This is a genomic window from Pedobacter sp. GR22-10, from assembly GCF_026239715.1.
In the GTDB taxonomy this organism is placed as follows: Bacteria; Bacteroidota; Bacteroidia; order Sphingobacteriales; family Sphingobacteriaceae; genus Pedobacter.
This window is the reverse complement of record NZ_JAPIVR010000004.1, coordinates 458,886-473,891: the sequence shown is the minus strand read 5'-3', so window position 1 is coordinate 473,891 and position 15,006 is coordinate 458,886. Positions and strand designations below refer to the sequence as shown.

The 15,006-nt window shown below is 37.7% G+C and carries 15 protein-coding genes; 8 read left to right on the top strand and 7 right to left on the bottom strand.

Features of this window, described 5'->3' with window-relative positions; all coding sequences use genetic code 11:
* Positions 1 to 55: 55 nt before the first annotated feature.
* Entirely contained in the window at positions 56 to 913 is an 858-nt protein-coding gene (locus tag OQX64_RS18635) for a DUF4440 domain-containing protein (protein ID WP_265819889.1), read from the top strand.
* 139 nt (positions 914 to 1,052) lie between these two features.
* Positions 1,053 to 1,937 carry a glycerophosphodiester phosphodiesterase family protein gene (locus OQX64_RS18630; RefSeq protein WP_265819888.1) on the top strand — a complete coding sequence of 295 codons (885 nt, stop codon included), beginning with the start codon at positions 1,053 to 1,055 and terminating at the stop codon, positions 1,935 to 1,937.
* 51 nt (positions 1,938 to 1,988) lie between these two features.
* On the opposite strand, the gene OQX64_RS18625 is transcribed toward OQX64_RS18630, so the two are convergent.
* From OQX64_RS18625 to OQX64_RS18605, 5 genes are all read right to left on the bottom strand, one after another.
* Entirely contained in the window at positions 1,989 to 2,189 is a 201-nt protein-coding gene (locus tag OQX64_RS18625) for a hypothetical protein (protein WP_088301872.1), read from the bottom strand.
* A gap of 135 nt (positions 2,190 to 2,324) precedes the next feature.
* Complete coding sequence (locus OQX64_RS18620) at positions 2,325 to 2,864, bottom strand: hypothetical protein (protein WP_265819887.1); 540 nt, start codon at positions 2,862 to 2,864, stop codon at positions 2,325 to 2,327.
* A gap of 114 nt (positions 2,865 to 2,978) precedes the next feature.
* On the bottom strand, positions 2,979 to 3,941 hold the full coding sequence (locus tag OQX64_RS18615) for an AAA family ATPase (protein ID WP_265819886.1): 963 nt from the start codon (positions 3,939 to 3,941) through the stop codon (positions 2,979 to 2,981).
* Positions 3,942 to 3,946: 5 nt separating this feature from the next.
* Positions 3,947 to 5,314, bottom strand: coding sequence for a peptidylprolyl isomerase (locus OQX64_RS18610; RefSeq protein ID WP_088301875.1), 1,368 nt, complete (start codon positions 5,312 to 5,314; stop codon positions 3,947 to 3,949).
* A 47-nt stretch (positions 5,315 to 5,361) separates the two neighbouring features.
* On the bottom strand, positions 5,362 to 5,958 hold the full coding sequence (locus OQX64_RS18605; protein ID WP_265819885.1) for a hypothetical protein: 597 nt from the start codon (positions 5,956 to 5,958) through the stop codon (positions 5,362 to 5,364).
* A gap of 95 nt (positions 5,959 to 6,053) precedes the next feature.
* Between OQX64_RS18605 and OQX64_RS18600 the strand changes: the two genes are divergently transcribed.
* Both OQX64_RS18600 and OQX64_RS18595 read left to right on the top strand, forming a co-directional pair.
* Positions 6,054 to 6,707, top strand: a complete 654-nt coding sequence (locus OQX64_RS18600; protein WP_265819884.1) for a hypothetical protein — start codon at positions 6,054 to 6,056, stop codon at positions 6,705 to 6,707.
* 116 nt (positions 6,708 to 6,823) lie between these two features.
* Positions 6,824 to 7,396 (top strand): non-canonical purine NTP diphosphatase, encoded by a 573-nt coding sequence (locus OQX64_RS18595; protein ID WP_088301878.1) that lies wholly within the window; start codon positions 6,824 to 6,826, stop codon positions 7,394 to 7,396.
* Between the two features lie 117 nt (positions 7,397 to 7,513).
* Here OQX64_RS18595 and OQX64_RS18590 read toward each other — a convergent pair whose 3' ends face one another.
* A complete protein-coding gene (locus OQX64_RS18590; RefSeq protein ID WP_416240476.1) occupies positions 7,514 to 9,703 on the bottom strand; it encodes an OstA-like protein in 2,190 nt (729 codons plus the stop codon).
* Between the two features lie 167 nt (positions 9,704 to 9,870).
* Between OQX64_RS18590 and tilS the strand changes: the two genes are divergently transcribed.
* The 4 genes from tilS (at position 9,871) to OQX64_RS18570 (ending at position 13,655) form a co-directional block, all read left to right on the top strand.
* Positions 9,871 to 11,202 (top strand): tRNA lysidine(34) synthetase TilS, encoded by a 1,332-nt coding sequence (tilS, locus tag OQX64_RS18585; RefSeq protein ID WP_265819882.1) that lies wholly within the window; start codon positions 9,871 to 9,873, stop codon positions 11,200 to 11,202.
* On the top strand, positions 11,203 to 11,691 hold the full coding sequence (locus OQX64_RS18580) for a hypothetical protein (protein ID WP_010601266.1): 489 nt from the start codon (positions 11,203 to 11,205) through the stop codon (positions 11,689 to 11,691). It abuts the gene before it with no gap.
* 168 nt (positions 11,692 to 11,859) lie between these two features.
* Complete coding sequence (gene bshA, locus OQX64_RS18575; RefSeq protein ID WP_265819881.1) at positions 11,860 to 13,002, top strand: N-acetyl-alpha-D-glucosaminyl L-malate synthase BshA; 1,143 nt, start codon at positions 11,860 to 11,862, stop codon at positions 13,000 to 13,002.
* A gap of 206 nt (positions 13,003 to 13,208) precedes the next feature.
* Positions 13,209 to 13,655, top strand: coding sequence for a KTSC domain-containing protein (locus OQX64_RS18570; RefSeq protein WP_088301882.1), 447 nt, complete (start codon positions 13,209 to 13,211; stop codon positions 13,653 to 13,655).
* Between the two features lie 227 nt (positions 13,656 to 13,882).
* Here OQX64_RS18570 and OQX64_RS18565 read toward each other — a convergent pair whose 3' ends face one another.
* The gene (locus OQX64_RS18565; RefSeq protein ID WP_265819880.1) at positions 13,883 to 14,995 is read right to left on the bottom strand and encodes a lactonase family protein; all 1,113 of its coding nucleotides are present in this window, start codon (positions 14,993 to 14,995) and stop codon (positions 13,883 to 13,885) included.
* Between the last annotated feature and the right edge of the window lie 11 nt (positions 14,996 to 15,006).

The following is a 15,006-nucleotide window of genomic DNA, read 5'->3' as shown; positions in this document are numbered from 1 at the left end:
AAGTCAGCGAACTGATAAAATTTTATATTCGCACAACTATACTTAAACACATATAATGAAAACAATATTTTCAACAGCAATCGTATCACTTTTAGCGCTGAGTGCATTTGCGCAAAAAAATGATGGAACTACAAAATCTCTGGTTAATGCAGAAAAAGATTTCGCAAAATCGGTTGCAAAAAGTGGCGATAAAGATGCCTATCTGGCACATTCATTAGCGAGTGCTTTGGTGTTTCGACCAAATCCTGTTAATGTAAAAACATATTATAATGCCCAAACCAATAGCGAAAAATCAGTTACCTGGGAGCCTAACTTAGCGCAGGTTTCACACAGTGGTGATTTAGGTTTTACTACCGGTCCGTATATGGTTGATGGTGCAGAGAAAAAATATGGCCAATATTTATCCATCTGGAAATCAGAAAATGGTAAATGGAAGCTGGCGATTGATTTGGAAACCTCAAGCAATAAGCCGCTGGGTCAAACCGCAGCAAAATTTATTGAACCGAAAGATCATGTTGCACCCAAGTTTTTAAATGAAAAAGAAATTAAAGCCGGAAAGGATATTATTCTCACCACTGAGAAAACCTTGAATACCTTTTTAAAAACGCATGGTGTTGCGGCTTTTGGTGGTTTCTTGACAGATGATGCAAGAGTGCTATTCCCTGGGAATGACCTGATCACCGGGAAAGGTAAAATTGTTTCGTTTTATAACGGAATGATTAGTAAAATCAACCTGAAAACCACAGGCGTAGATAAAGCCTTGGGCAGTGATTTAGCCTATACCTTCGGAGTAGCCACCATAGATTATAAAGCAGATTTACGCGAAAGTTTTAATTACGTTTTCGTATATGAAAAAGCCGCTGATGCGAGCTGGAACCTGATTGTACAAGCATTTGTTCCCGCTGAAAGATAGTAACCTAAAATGTGAATTAAACGAGCTTTCTGTAAAAGGAAAGCTTTTTTTATTTCTAACGGGCGAAGAATGCAAACCTGTTATCCAATTATTTTACAACTTAAATCCGGGTTTTACGTTTACCCTAAAAACAAAATTTATGCATAAAAAACTATTTATCCTATCTGCTATCATGCTATTGTTCTTTCAGGCATCGGCACAAAAAAGGAAGTTTGATGTTCAGGGCAAAGCAGGAGCGAGAGGCATTATGCCCGAAAATACAATTGAAGGCATGTTGAAAGCCCTGGATTTAGGCGTAACCACATTAGAGATGGATGCGGTAATTTCAAAGGATAAACAGGTTGTTTTATCTCAGGAACCTTATTTTAACAATGAAATTTCATTATTGCCCAATGGCAAACCCATTTCTTTTAAGGATCAGAAAAACTACAATATTTATCAGATGGATTATGCGCAGGTGAAAAAATTTGATGTAGGAAGTAAGATCCATACCCGTTTTCCAGGGCAAATGAAATTCAAGGCTTATAAACCTTTGCTCTCCGAAACGATAGATGCTGTAGAAGCCTATGTAAAGGAACACCGCTTAGCCAAACCGATTTACAGTATTGAAACCAAAACCATCAAAAATGGCGATAATGAATTCCATCCGGAACCAGCAGAATTTGTAGAATTGATTATGGATGTAGTGAATGGTAAAAAAATCGCTAAAAGGGTAATCATCGAATCTTTTGATATGCGAACCTTACAATATCTACATGAAAAATATCCTAAAGTGAAAACTTCCTTACTCATTGATGAGAAAGAACCCTTTGAGGATTATATTGAAAAATTAGGTTTTAAACCTACCATCTATAGCCCATATTCGGTTTTGGTTGGCAAAGGCCTGGTAGATCGTTGCCATGAAATGGGTATTAAAATCATTCCATGGACGGTGAATACGGTTAAGGATCTGAAGTATTTTATGAGCCTGGGGGTAGACGGTGTCATTACTGATTTTCCCAATCTGATGCATCAGGTGAAATAAAATCCACAAAAAAAGCGATGATGTCATCGCTTTTTTTATTCCTGTAATTTTCTAGTGGTGAGATGCCTCGCCCTCTTCAGCTTTTGAATGTGGCTTCTCCGTTTTCTCATGAGAAGTTGATTCTTCTGCATGATGAAAAATTGGTCTGGTGAATGCTACAAGAAGAATTAAAACAATAATCCATGCGGCTAAAGGTAGTGTCCAAATCCCTTTTGTTTCCTGAACCGGAGCGTGTGAATCGTGAGCTGACATATCTAATATTTTTGATTTTTAAATGAATGCTGTGATAAGTGTGGTAAAGATAATAACAAAAAATATAAAATAAAGATTTACAATGTGATTTGTCGTGCAGATAATTAATGCTTGTTCGTTTTAAATGTAAATTAATTATCCGGCTGCCGGATCAGGAATGAAGCGCATAATAGATAGCGATTTTAACAGGTTTTGATCATTGTAGGATAGGGTTATATAATGACGACCTTTTTTAAAAAGCAGCTTTGTACCATTTGAATAGAAGCTGCCATCACTAAGTTTTGACTTTTTTACATTATACTTCTTAAATTTAGCCATGGCCTCATCGATTGTCGTTTTATTCAGTACCAGATTAAAAGGCAAGCCTGAAAGGATGAGATACCGATCGTCGGGAATACTGAACCAGATATCATTGACTGTCTTTTTATCTCCGATATTGGTGTAGACGCCTAAACCTGATGAGGTAATCCATTCTGCATATCGCTCTCCATCATTCTCATCATCTGTAATAATGGTTTTTGCATGTAAAGCTGCAGAAATTTTATCAGTGGTTTGTGGAAGAATAAATTCAGCATTTTTATCTAGTAAAGTGTTTAAGCCAGCATTTTTTTGAGCAAAAGCAGTTGCTAATAACAATTGAAACAGGATAAAAAGGGTGAATGCTTTGGTTTTCATCTGAATGTTTTTAGGATTAAACAATTTATGTTTAAAGATATCAAAATAAACAAATGATAAAAAGTACTACCTGAAAAATGAAAATTAAGAAGGTATTATGTTAAATCAAAGATGCTAGAAAAGATCTTTGATAATCTTCTCAATAGACAGGCCTTCTGCTTCCGCACGGTAATTGCGAACAATTCGGTGACGAAGAATCGGTTCTGCAACCGCCTGAACATCTTCAATATCTGGGGCGTATTTGCCAGTTACGGCAGCATGGCATTTCGCACCCAAAACAAGAAACTGTGAAGCCCTTGGGCCAGCACCCCAACTGATGTATTTATTTACCGCCTCTGTTGCAAATTCACTATATGGACGAGTTTTAGAAGCCAGCTTAACCGCGTATTCCAAAACATTATCGGTTACCGGAATTTCCCTGATCAGTTGTTGGAAGTATTGAATATCATCTGCATGAATAATTTTTTGTAACTGAATGGTTTTATTACTGGTGGTGTTCCGGACAATATTCAACTCATCTGTAAATGCCGGATAGTTTAACAGGATATTAAACATAAACCGATCCAGCTGAGCCTCAGGCAGGGGATAGGTACCTTCCTGTTCGATCGGATTTTGAGTCGCTAAAACAAAAAAGGGTTTGGGTAAAACGTGGGTTTGTCCGGCGGCGGTAACTGATTTTTCCTGCATGGCTTCCAGCAAGGCGGCCTGTGTTTTTGGAGGCGTCCGGTTAATCTCATCCGCCAGGATAATATTAGAGAAAACAGGCCCTTTGATAAATTTAAAGTGCCTGTCTTCTCCTAAAATTTCTGCGCCAATAATATCACTTGGCATTAAATCGGGTGTAAATTGAATCCGGTTAAAGTCCAGATCCAATACTGCAGCCACAGTTTGAACGAGTAGGGTTTTAGCCAATCCGGGAACGCCAACCAGCAGACAGTGTCCGTTACTGAAGATGGCGATTAAAACAGATTTGATGATTTCATCTTGCCCAACAACCACTTTACCAATTTCAGCTTTAATGTTATTGAAAGCCAGGTGAAGTGCGTTGACAGCTTCTACTTCATTTTTGTACTGCATTCGTTTTATTTTGCGGCTGTGGAGGTTTTAGTCCAGATTTTTAACTCATTACAAGTGTTGAATTCATCGTCAATTTTAATATAAGTGCTTTCACGACGTTTTTCAAACCATTCGCTTAAAGTACGATTAATTTTATCACTTTGGGCAGCATCCCTGATTTTTGGAAAATCCTGGGCAAGATTAGCTTTATGAGGTGGAATTTTCGACTTTAAATACAATATGCGATAGGCTTGTTTGCCATCGGCAGCGGTATAAAGATTGGGCTTTGAAACGGCTCCGATTTTCATCGTATCAATCACTAAAAATACAGATGGATCTAATTTATCAATCGGAATGAAAGTACTTCTGGCCTGTACATTTTCTGCGTTCAGCATCATTCCGCCATTAAATTTCGTTTCCTTGTTATCAGAATATAAACTTGCTGCGGCAGCAAAACTTACCTTTTTTGAAGCAATATTATTGTAAATACTATCGGCGTGAAGTTTTAAACGGGTTAAACTTTCAGGCGTAGTTGCTGGTCTCACCAATATATGACGCGCATGTACCTGTTCACCACGGCGTTCAATCACCTGTAAAATGTGAAAACCAAATTCTGTTTCAAAAACAGGAGACATTTCGCCGGCTTTAAGTTTAAAAGCCCAGGCTGTAAATTCTTTCGCCATGGTACTCCGGTCAAAGAAGCCTAAATCACCACCATCAGCTGATGAGCCTGGATCTTCAGAATAGGTTTTAGCCAGAACACCAAAATCATCACCACCTTTTATTCTTAAACGAAGGGCTTCAATCTTATCATGAAATCTTTGTTTCTCTGCTTTGGTTAGTTTCGGATCTAAGATAATTTCTCCAACTTCCACTTCAGTGTTAAATTCCGGAATACTATCGCCAAGGCTTTTGAAGTATTTTTCAACCTCCATTGGTGTGACATTAATGTTTTCGGTAATTTTTGCCTGCATTTTCTGAGCAATCAATTCGTCTTTTACTGACGGTCTGATCTCATCTTTATACTGCAATACAGATTTGTTTAAGAACTGTTCTAAACGCTCTTGCCCGCCTGCACGCTGCATACTGTAGCGCATCCGTTTATTCACTTCATCATCAACCTGGCCATCCTCAACCATAACCGAATCGATTTCTGCCTGTTGCTTTAAAAGTTTCTGGGTAAGTGTGTTTTGTAAAATCTTACATTTAACATCCTCATTTGCAGGATTGCCCTGGTAAAGATATTGTGTGTATTGTTGATTTAAATCAGAAAGGAGTACAATGTTATTTCCTACAACAGCAGCAACTTTATCAATGTTATGTTTTCCCGTTTGAGCATAACTGTTTAAAAATAAGCAAATTAATGCGGTTGCTACTAAAAAAACTTTTTTCATTCTATTATTTATATTTTGCAATTATTATACGTATTCAGTATCAGTTTTTAAGGTTTGGTGAGTTTTTTCAATTCGCTTTCATTCACCTTAATCTGATATTTTTGTTTCAGGCCTTTAAGCCATTTTTCTTCCAGGTCTTGCTGGTAATCTGCGATCACTTCGCCTCTGATTTCACTTAAAGGTGCATGATAGTTCTTTTTGTGATCCTGGTAAAAATCCCTGATCTCCTGTTCATCCTCCTGTGCCTTACTCCAGATTTTCTGCTCAGAAACATTAAACATTAAAACGCCTTCACGGTATTCGTTGAGCAAAAAGTCGTAGTTTTTATTGACCCCGTTATTTTTTTTATGGGTTTCCAACGCAGTTTCATAAGCCTTAATTTCTTCCAGGTATACCTGACTTTTATCCAGCCCCATTTCGCGGGCATCCAAAACCTTCAGTTTAAAATTTATATACAAGTTCAGATAGGATGCTAACTCAGCATAATCTGAACTTACGCTACCCTTGTGGCTTTTTTTATAAGCCCAGAGAAATTCCTTTGAACTTATGGGTTTAGCATCAATTACAGCAACGTTTTGGCCAAACGAATAACTGCAAATAAAGCCGAAAACGAATAAGCCATAAGCCTTTTTTACATGGAGCACTCTGTAAATTTTAAAGGATAAAAGTAACAATAAGCGGCGCTATTATAAGATATTTAACTAATTTTAACAGAAATTATTATCCTGCAAAAATACGAATGGAAAACCAGCTTACCAACAATGCGAACGCTTTACGTTTATTTTTTACTGAAGAAGTATTTTTAGTGAAAGATGAAAGTGTGGAAATATCGCATCATGTTGCTGCAGAGCCTGTTTTAGAGGAGGCTTCTGTTGTAAGTAAAGTAGATACTAATGTTGCTGCACCCTTGGTTCATGCGGAAATTTCTTTGCCAGAGGATATCGAAATACCCAAAAACAAAACAGAAAACGGGGAAATTCTGCCTAATATAGCAGACTCAGCGACTGAAAAATCATTTAAGTTTTTGGGCGGAAATAAAAAATCAGTTTTGATTTTAGTGAATGATGGAACGAATGATGTGAGCACTGAACAGGGTAAAGAATTACTTCGGAAAATTGTAAAAGCTGTAGATTTAGGAACTGCTGATTTTGCCTTGGTAAATTATGCTAATTATCCAGGCACTACCTTTGCATCTTTTTACCAGTTTTTCAAACCTGTAATTATGCTTTCTTTCGGTGTTGAAATTGCTGATTTACAATTAGAATATGAATGGCAAAATGAAATTATTAAACACGAAACTACTCGGATAATCTTTGCACCGAATCTGCACCATCTTGATGGTGATTTAGGTGCCAAGAAGCTGCTTTGGGCAAATCTTCAGAAAATTAAATAGTATCAAGTTGTTCGTATCAATTATCAAAATATTGTGTAAGTCAATTAATCAGGTTATTTTATAACATCAGTTGCACAACTTTCTCAAAAACCTAACTACCTAAGCACTTAATCCTAATGCATAAACTCGTTTTCGCCACCAACAATCAACATAAAACAGATGAAATCCGCCTGGCACTTGCTGGCCAGTATGAAATTTTAAACCTGAATGATATTGGTTGTACTGAAGACATTCCGGAAACGGCCGATACTTTTGAAGGCAATGCCACACTAAAAAGCAGTTATGTGGTAGAAAATTTTAAACTTGACTGTTTTGCCGACGACAGCGGTTTGGAAATCGAAGCCTTAAACAATGAACCTGGTATTTTTTCTGCCCGTTACAGTGGGAGCAGGGATACGGTAGAAAACATGCAGCTGGTTTTACAGAAATTAAAAGGGCAGACCAATCGTAGGGCAAAATTTAAAACGGTGATCTCACTCATGATCGCTGGGCAAAACCATATTTTTGAAGGGGTAATTGAAGGAACCATCAGAGAAAGCTTATCCGGCATTAAAGGATTTGGCTATGACCCTATTTTTCAGCCGAATGGTTATGATATTACCTTTGCTGAAATGGAGATGGAAGAGAAAAACAAAATCAGCCATAGGGCCATTGCACTGAAAAAGATGATGGAGTTTTTGAAAGGATAATGGATCATTTAATCTAACCTAGAAGTTATTGTCTCACCAACCTGCCTAAGTTGGAGGCACCAACTGATAGATGGAAAATTTTGTTTAGTAGTACTTTTTCTCAGGTACATCTTAAACTTATAATTTTTGAATTACTTTCTTTAAAGAATCTGCTTTCGGTAAAATAGGTTTGATCCCAAAATTAGCCGTATCAGCTAATTTTCCAGCAGGCAAGTTTTTATTCAGGTTTAAATTTACTTCTTTACCAGTTTTAGCCGGCGAGGAAACGGCTTTACCAGGTGCGATAGTTTTACCTGCAGCATTCGGTTTTACAGGTGCGGTTGCTTTTGCTTTGGTTTTAGGTTTTGCCTTCCCTGATGATCCTATAGCGTCTTTTTTGGTCTTTGGACGTTCCTTAGGTTTCCATGAGAAACCTTTCAGTACCTTATCTTTAGAAACCTTACTCTCCGGATTTAAAGCACCTTCAACCCCTTTGATGTATACAATATCCTGAATGTCGTTCTCATTATCCTGAAAAATAAACTTAATCCGGCTACTGAGTGTCTGGTTCATTTCTTTATATACTTTTGTGCTGTCATCCTGCGTGTAATAAATACTTTCTGCATTACCATCCACATACATGGTTTTTAGTTTTCCCTTACTAAAAAAGCCAGTCATTAAACGCCCCTTAATCTGATTAAATCTTAATGAATCTTTAGGTGTATTCACTAAAAATGCATTTCTGATGGCCTGGAGGTTATTTAGTTTTTTATTCTTAAACTGCACATAAATGGTATCTGCAATTTGCTGCGAACCTTCTGACCAGATAATGGGGTTGACAAAACAGCGCAGGGTAGAATCGGCACTGGTATAAAATACGCTGTCTGTCTTGGCCTGGATATTTGTTTTAAAGATTTTAACACCATGATAAGCCTTTATAATCCTCGCCTGTAAGGTATCTGCCGGATTAAATTTTGTGGTATCATTTTTAGCCTGGCCGGGCTTCAAGGCCGATAGTACATTTTTACCGACTGTTTTAATATTGCTTTTATCAATTGTTTGAGCCAGGCTATCTGCTGTACCAGCAGCTTTTTTAATATTATCTGTTTTAATGGCTTTAGTTACTGTAGTGTCGGCCTTAATCTTGGGTAAGCTCTTCACAATACTATCTGCCTTGTCTTTTAATATATTTCCCTTCTTTAAACTATCTGTGTTTAACTGCGGTAATTTTTTAGACAGTGAATCTACAGGAACTGTTGTTGGTGCACTGATTGGCGCGGTGTTTTTTGTGTCTTCTTTAGGTTTGTTTTTAGCACGCTTATCATTTTTGGAAAGTTGATTTCTCCTGTCGCCAAGCTTACTTTCCGTGTTTTTTGCAGGCATTTCTTCAGGCGACTCCGCACCATCTTTTTTCCCTTCGTCTTCATCATCTTCCCCCACTTCATTGTCAGATTTTATCGAAATTTTGGGAATCAGTTTCAGGGTTTTCTGTAAAACCATTTGTGTTTCAAGCGTATCTGCGCCCATCCATAAACTATCCGGGCGCTTTTTGTCCTTCACCATGACAGAATCTTCTGTGCCAATCCCCATGTAAGCATTGCGGGTAACCAATGTCCGTTGATCCGCTTTGTAGTAAAAGCCAAGATCTCCAAACATTTTCATTTTATCTTTGGTATCAGAAAACACAATATTTTTTACCGCCTTGCCATAGCCGATTTTACCATAGTAATATAAACTATCCCCCTTAAGTGATCTGGTGCCCTGTGTGTAAAGATTTTTTTTTCCGAAATAAGCATCTTCTGTAGTGGTGTTGTAGGCGCCATTTTCGGTGTAAAGATTGTCGTCTTTCCCTCTGATATTTGTCGGGCCATAAAAATAGGTCCATTTAGTTTGCGTGTTGTACCGAAGCGTATCTGATTTAATGGTTACCTGAGGGGTAACCGCCACCACATTGTACCTGAAATAGGCATCATTACTTCCGCTAAAATAGTAGCCATTTTTACTGGTCAATGTAACTTGTTGATTCACAATTTTACCGCCGCTGGTATAAGTTCCTATTTTGCTGACGGTATTGTAATCTAAAATGTCAGTCGTTAAAACCGATGTAGGATCAGTCATCCGAACATTTCCGGTTAAATGGGCCTGCTTTTTGTTTCCATCATATTGCAGTTGTTCAGAATAAATATCGGTGGTAAGCTGATTGATGTGCACATTTCTGTAAGCCTCGAAATAATTCCGCTTGTTGTAAAAAACCGCACTATCACAGGTAAGCGTGGCATTATCCTGCTGAAAAACCGGATTTCTAAGATATGTAATGCTGTTTTTCATATCTCCGTTAATTTTGGAGTATGAAACAATTTTAATCTGCTTTTGGCCGAATAGTAAAATAGGACTGATTAAAAGAAATATAAAAACAAATATTTTTTGCACCCTACAAAGTTAGTTTTTTGTTCCGAACGTTCGGAATACCAGTTAAAATTAAATATTTTTGGTGGATGTTACCCTTATCTCCATTTCAGGATTTTATCACAAAACACAAGTTGTTTAGCAGTGGTAACAAGATTCTCTTAGCCGTTAGCGGAGGAAAAGATTCTGTATTGATGTTGCATTTGTTTAAGGCGATAGGCGTTAATATTGGTGTGGCACATTGTAATTTTAATTTAAGGGGTGATGAAGCGCAACGCGACGAAAATTTCGTTAAAATACTTGCTGAAACCCTTGATCTTCCGTTGCATATAACGCATTTTGATACTAAAAAATATGCAGCCGAAAATAAAATTTCTACGCAGATGGCTGCCCGTTATTTACGTTATTCCTGGTTTGAAGAGATCAGGCTGGCACATGAGTATGATTATATTGCTTTAGCACAGCACCAGAACGATGCCATTGAGACGGTGTTGATTAATCTGATTCGCGGAACCGGAATCAGTGGTTTGCATGGCATTCTACCAAAAAAACAACATCTGATCCGTCCGCTTTTGTTTTTAAGCAGGGAAGAGATTGATGAAATTGTAACAGCAGAAAATATTTCTTTTGTAGAAGACAGCTCTAATGTAAGTACACACTATACCCGGAATAAACTGCGGCTACAGGTGATTCCACATTTACAGGATATTAATCCCAACCTTGAAAAAACTTTTACCGAAAATATTGCCCGCTTTACAGAACTTGAAAACTTCCTGGAACTGGAGGTGGCTAAATTCCGAACTAAATTAATCCACAAAAAGGTTGATGGCCTGTATATTGCCTTAGATGAAATTGCCAGATTGAACCCGCAAAAGCTCCTGTTGTATGAGTTGCTAAAACCCTATCATTTTACAGCCACTGTAGCTGAAGAGATTTTAGATAGTTTAAACGCAGTGAGCGGAACGCATTTTTTCAGTTCCACGCATCAGGCGATTATCAACAGGAACGATTTGGTGATTGTAGAAAAGCATGCCGGTAACCTTCTTAATCAGTTTGTTCATCCTGCTACAGCTAAAATTGATTTTGGGGATGCTACTATTTTTGTACACTATTCCACCGAAATAAAGTTTGAGGTCAATGCGGAGAAAGCATTCGTAAATGCTGATCAACTTATTTTCCCTTTGGTGATCAGAAATTGGCAAAATGGTGATAAATTTATTCCACTGGGCATGAAGATGTTTAAAAAGGTCAGTGATTTTTTTATTGATGAGAAAGTGCCGCTGCACGTCAAGCATAACACGCCCATCCTGGTAAACGGAAACGGAGATATTATCTGGGTTGCAGGTATGCGACAGGATAATCGATATAAATTAACTACAGCAACAAAAAAAGTTGCTATATTCGAACTCGAAAATTATTAAGTGGAAAGCAAATACGCCTATATCGAAAAACAATACATTGGTCGGGATTATGTTCGCATTTTCATCAGGTTAATTATGGCCGCCTTCTGCTTTGCTGCTTATGTTTACGAGCGTGACCGCGATAATACACAAGATCTTTTTCTGGTAGTGGGTTTTGGAATCATTGGTGTTTCCATGCTGTTGCTTTTCTTAATTCAGTATAAAATCATTGTGGATAACGGAAGTATGATACTGGATGGATTGTGGACAACAAAACGCGTAAAGATTGATTTGAACAGTATTGTTGATGTGCGTAAGGCTACTTATAGCCGTTATTTTTTTAATAACCCGGTTTATAACCTGCATACCAAAGGCACCATCCGTTTTTACTCCTCTGGTAAAGATGCCGTAGTATTAACTGATCGCGATGGGCTGGAATATTTTATTGGCACCCAAAGACCAAATGAACTTTTTCTGGTGATTAAAGAGGAAATGAGAAATTTAAAATAATTTAAATTGACGCATTAAACTGCTTATACTGATTGTGCTATAATTTTTTTTTAGAAAACTTAATCTACGAATCTACGGCCTGACTGACCAAAGTTTTTATTGCAATCCCCCGACACATATTATAGATTAAAATCGGCTACATTTGTGGCAACAACAACGCATTTATAAATGAAGATAGGAATTGTTTGCTACCCAACCTTTGGCGGTAGTGGAGTCGTTGCAACTGAGCTTGGAAAGGCACTTGCAAATGAGGGGCATCAGGTTCATTTTATCACCTACAGCCAGCCAGCCAGGTTGGATTTTTTCTCTGCAAATTTATTTTATCACGAAGTTTCCGTAAGAGATTACCCGCTTTTTGATTATGCACCATATGAATCTGCACTTGCCAGTAAACTGGTTGACGTTGTTCGTTTTGAACAGCTGGATGTGTTGCATGTTCATTATGCCATTCCACATGCTTCAGCTGCTTTTATGGCCAAACAGATTCTGGCCAGTTATGGTATCCATATCCCGGTGGTGACTACTTTACACGGAACAGATATTACGCTTGTAGGTAAAGATCCGACCTACAAACCGGTGGTTACTTTTTCTATCAACCAGAGTGATGGGGTGACTACTGTTTCGGATGACTTGAGGGAAGACACTTATAACCATTTCGAGATCAAAAAAGACATTAAGGTTATTCCTAATTTTATTGATTTCACCAGGTTTAGTTTGCAGGCTAAAGATCACTTTAAAAAGGCAATTGCGCCAAATAACGAGCGAATCCTGATTCATACTTCGAATTTCAGAAAAGTGAAACGCACCGCAGATGTAATCAGAATTTTCGAAAAAGTTCAGGCCGTGATTCCTTCGAAACTGTTGATGGTAGGTGACGGACCAGAACGTGCCTATGATGAACAACTCTGTCGAAATTTAAATATTGGAGAAAATGTACGATTTCTGGGCAAACAGGATGCTGTAGAAGAAATCCTTTCTGTTTCTGACCTGTTTTTAATGCCTTCAGAGTCTGAAAGTTTCGGATTAGCCGCACTGGAAGCTATGGCTTGTAAAGTGCCAGCCATTACTACAAATGCCGGCGGTTTACCAGAATTAAATGTAAATGGTTTCTGTGGTTATATGAGTGATGTTGGTGATGTAGATGCAATGGCTGCTAATGCTATTGCCATTTTAAAAGACGATGATACTTTAAAGCAGTTCAAAGAAAATGCTTTTAAAAGGGCGCAGGATTTTGATTTGAAAAAGATTCTGCCATCTTACGTAGAGTTTTACAGGGAAGTTATAGAAAATGCTTTACAGCATAGTAAATAAGTTTAATTGATCAAAAAAGTGAGTCGCTGGGTTGCCTGGCGACTTTTTTATGGATATAAATTTATAAAATCTTTTTCTGATGATATATTCGATATAGGAATAAAAATCTTTTGAACATATTTATGATGTAAGGTTCTTATAAAGAAATCATTATCAAATTAAACTTTCTCAAAATCAAATCATTATAAATCGTACCTTTGCGCCAAATGAAAAAGATAGTAGATTACAGAAAGCTTTTGAACGTAGATAAAACGGCCGAGCTTGCAGCGCTTAAGTCGGTTTACCGCACCCTAATGAAAGAGTATCACCCTGATAAATTCCAGGTAGAGGAAGAGAAATTAGCGGCAGAAGCTAGAAGTAAAGAAATTATAGAAGCTTACCATTTCCTGGTAAGTATTGCACCGGAAACCCGTGAGCAAAACATTGAGACATATAACCATACGATAACAAATTCTAATATTTTAGATTTTGAGTACAAACAATCAGTTTTGAATATTCAGTTTTTTGATGGAAGTGCTTATGAATACTTTGATGTGCCCAGAGCCATCTACATTAAATTAGTGAATGCCGATTCTCCTGGTCGTTTTGCCCGTCGTCACATCTGTAATTCATTCCCTTATCGTAATGTGGCTAAGGTAGCAGAACCTGCTTAGTTTAAACTTAAAATATTGATTAGAGACCCGTTGAAAAGCGGGTCTTTTTTGTATTCAGAGTAACAGGGATATCAAGCATTAAGCCCTTGAATGAAGTTCAGGATGAGTAGGCTGTAGCGATTGTTTATAGAAAGCGTTTAATGCGGTTATTGTTTTACGGAGTCTTAAATGCACCAACTATGAACGGTCGTCCTCCCGAGCTTGATTCAGGATCTACTTGAAGGAACTTATTTATCAAACACCAAACAAACCGGTGCGCCAACATCAATCCTTTTTCCGCTATCCGTTAATTTACCTGTTTTAACATCTCTATTAAAAATCACAACGTTATTGGTATATTGATGGCCAACCAATAAAAATTTTCCACTCGGATCAATGGTGAAATTTCTTGGTCCTTTACCTAAAGTACTTAACGTTTCAATCCCTTTAAGTTGGCCGTTGGGAAGAATAGAAAAAGCAGAAATACTATTGGCATCACCTCTGTTGGTTTCATAAAGGAACTTCCCATCTGAAGAAATATGGATATCAGCCGCATCAATAGCACCTGTAAAATCTTTTGCCGTGGTTCCGATCTCCTGTAATTTGTTTAAGTGACCATTCAAATAACTAAATGCGGTTATGCGCCCGTTAAATTCATGAACCAGGTAGGCGAATTTTCCATCCGGACTAAAAACAATATGCCTTGGGCCTGTACCTGCATTGGTTTTAATAATTGATTTCTCAACAAGGGTTTTGTCCTTCCCGGTTTTATTATAGCTGTAAATGTAAGTCTGGTCTTCGCCCAAATCATTTACCACTAAATACCGGTGGTCTGGAGTGAACTTAACCATATGCACATGTGCGCTTTTTTGCCTGCCCTTAGGGTCAATACTCTTACCTGTATGTTGAATCACCTGAACGGCTTCACTTAAAGATCCATCAGTTTTACGCGAAAATACAGCTAAACTGCCGCCAGAATAATTTGCAATAATTACATTTTGCTCATCAACTGTAATGAAACATGGATCAGCCCCATGGCTATCTACCTTATTGATGAAAGTTAATGCTCCGGTTATGGCATCATATTTAAAGGCTGTAACAGCGCTGGTTTCACCAGTTTCATTTACAGCATATGCATATTTTTGATCAGCAGAAATAGCCAGGTAACTCGGGTTAGCCGTGCCTTTTGTGATATTTTTTAACGCTGTATTCCCTGTATTGGTATCAAAATCATAAGTGTAAATTCCTTCACTTTTACCAGGAGCGGTATAGGTGCCGATGACCAAGTTGTAATGGGTGTGTTGTGCAGTTGCAATGGTTGATAATAACGACATTAAGAATATTCCAATATATTTTTTCATAAGATGACCTG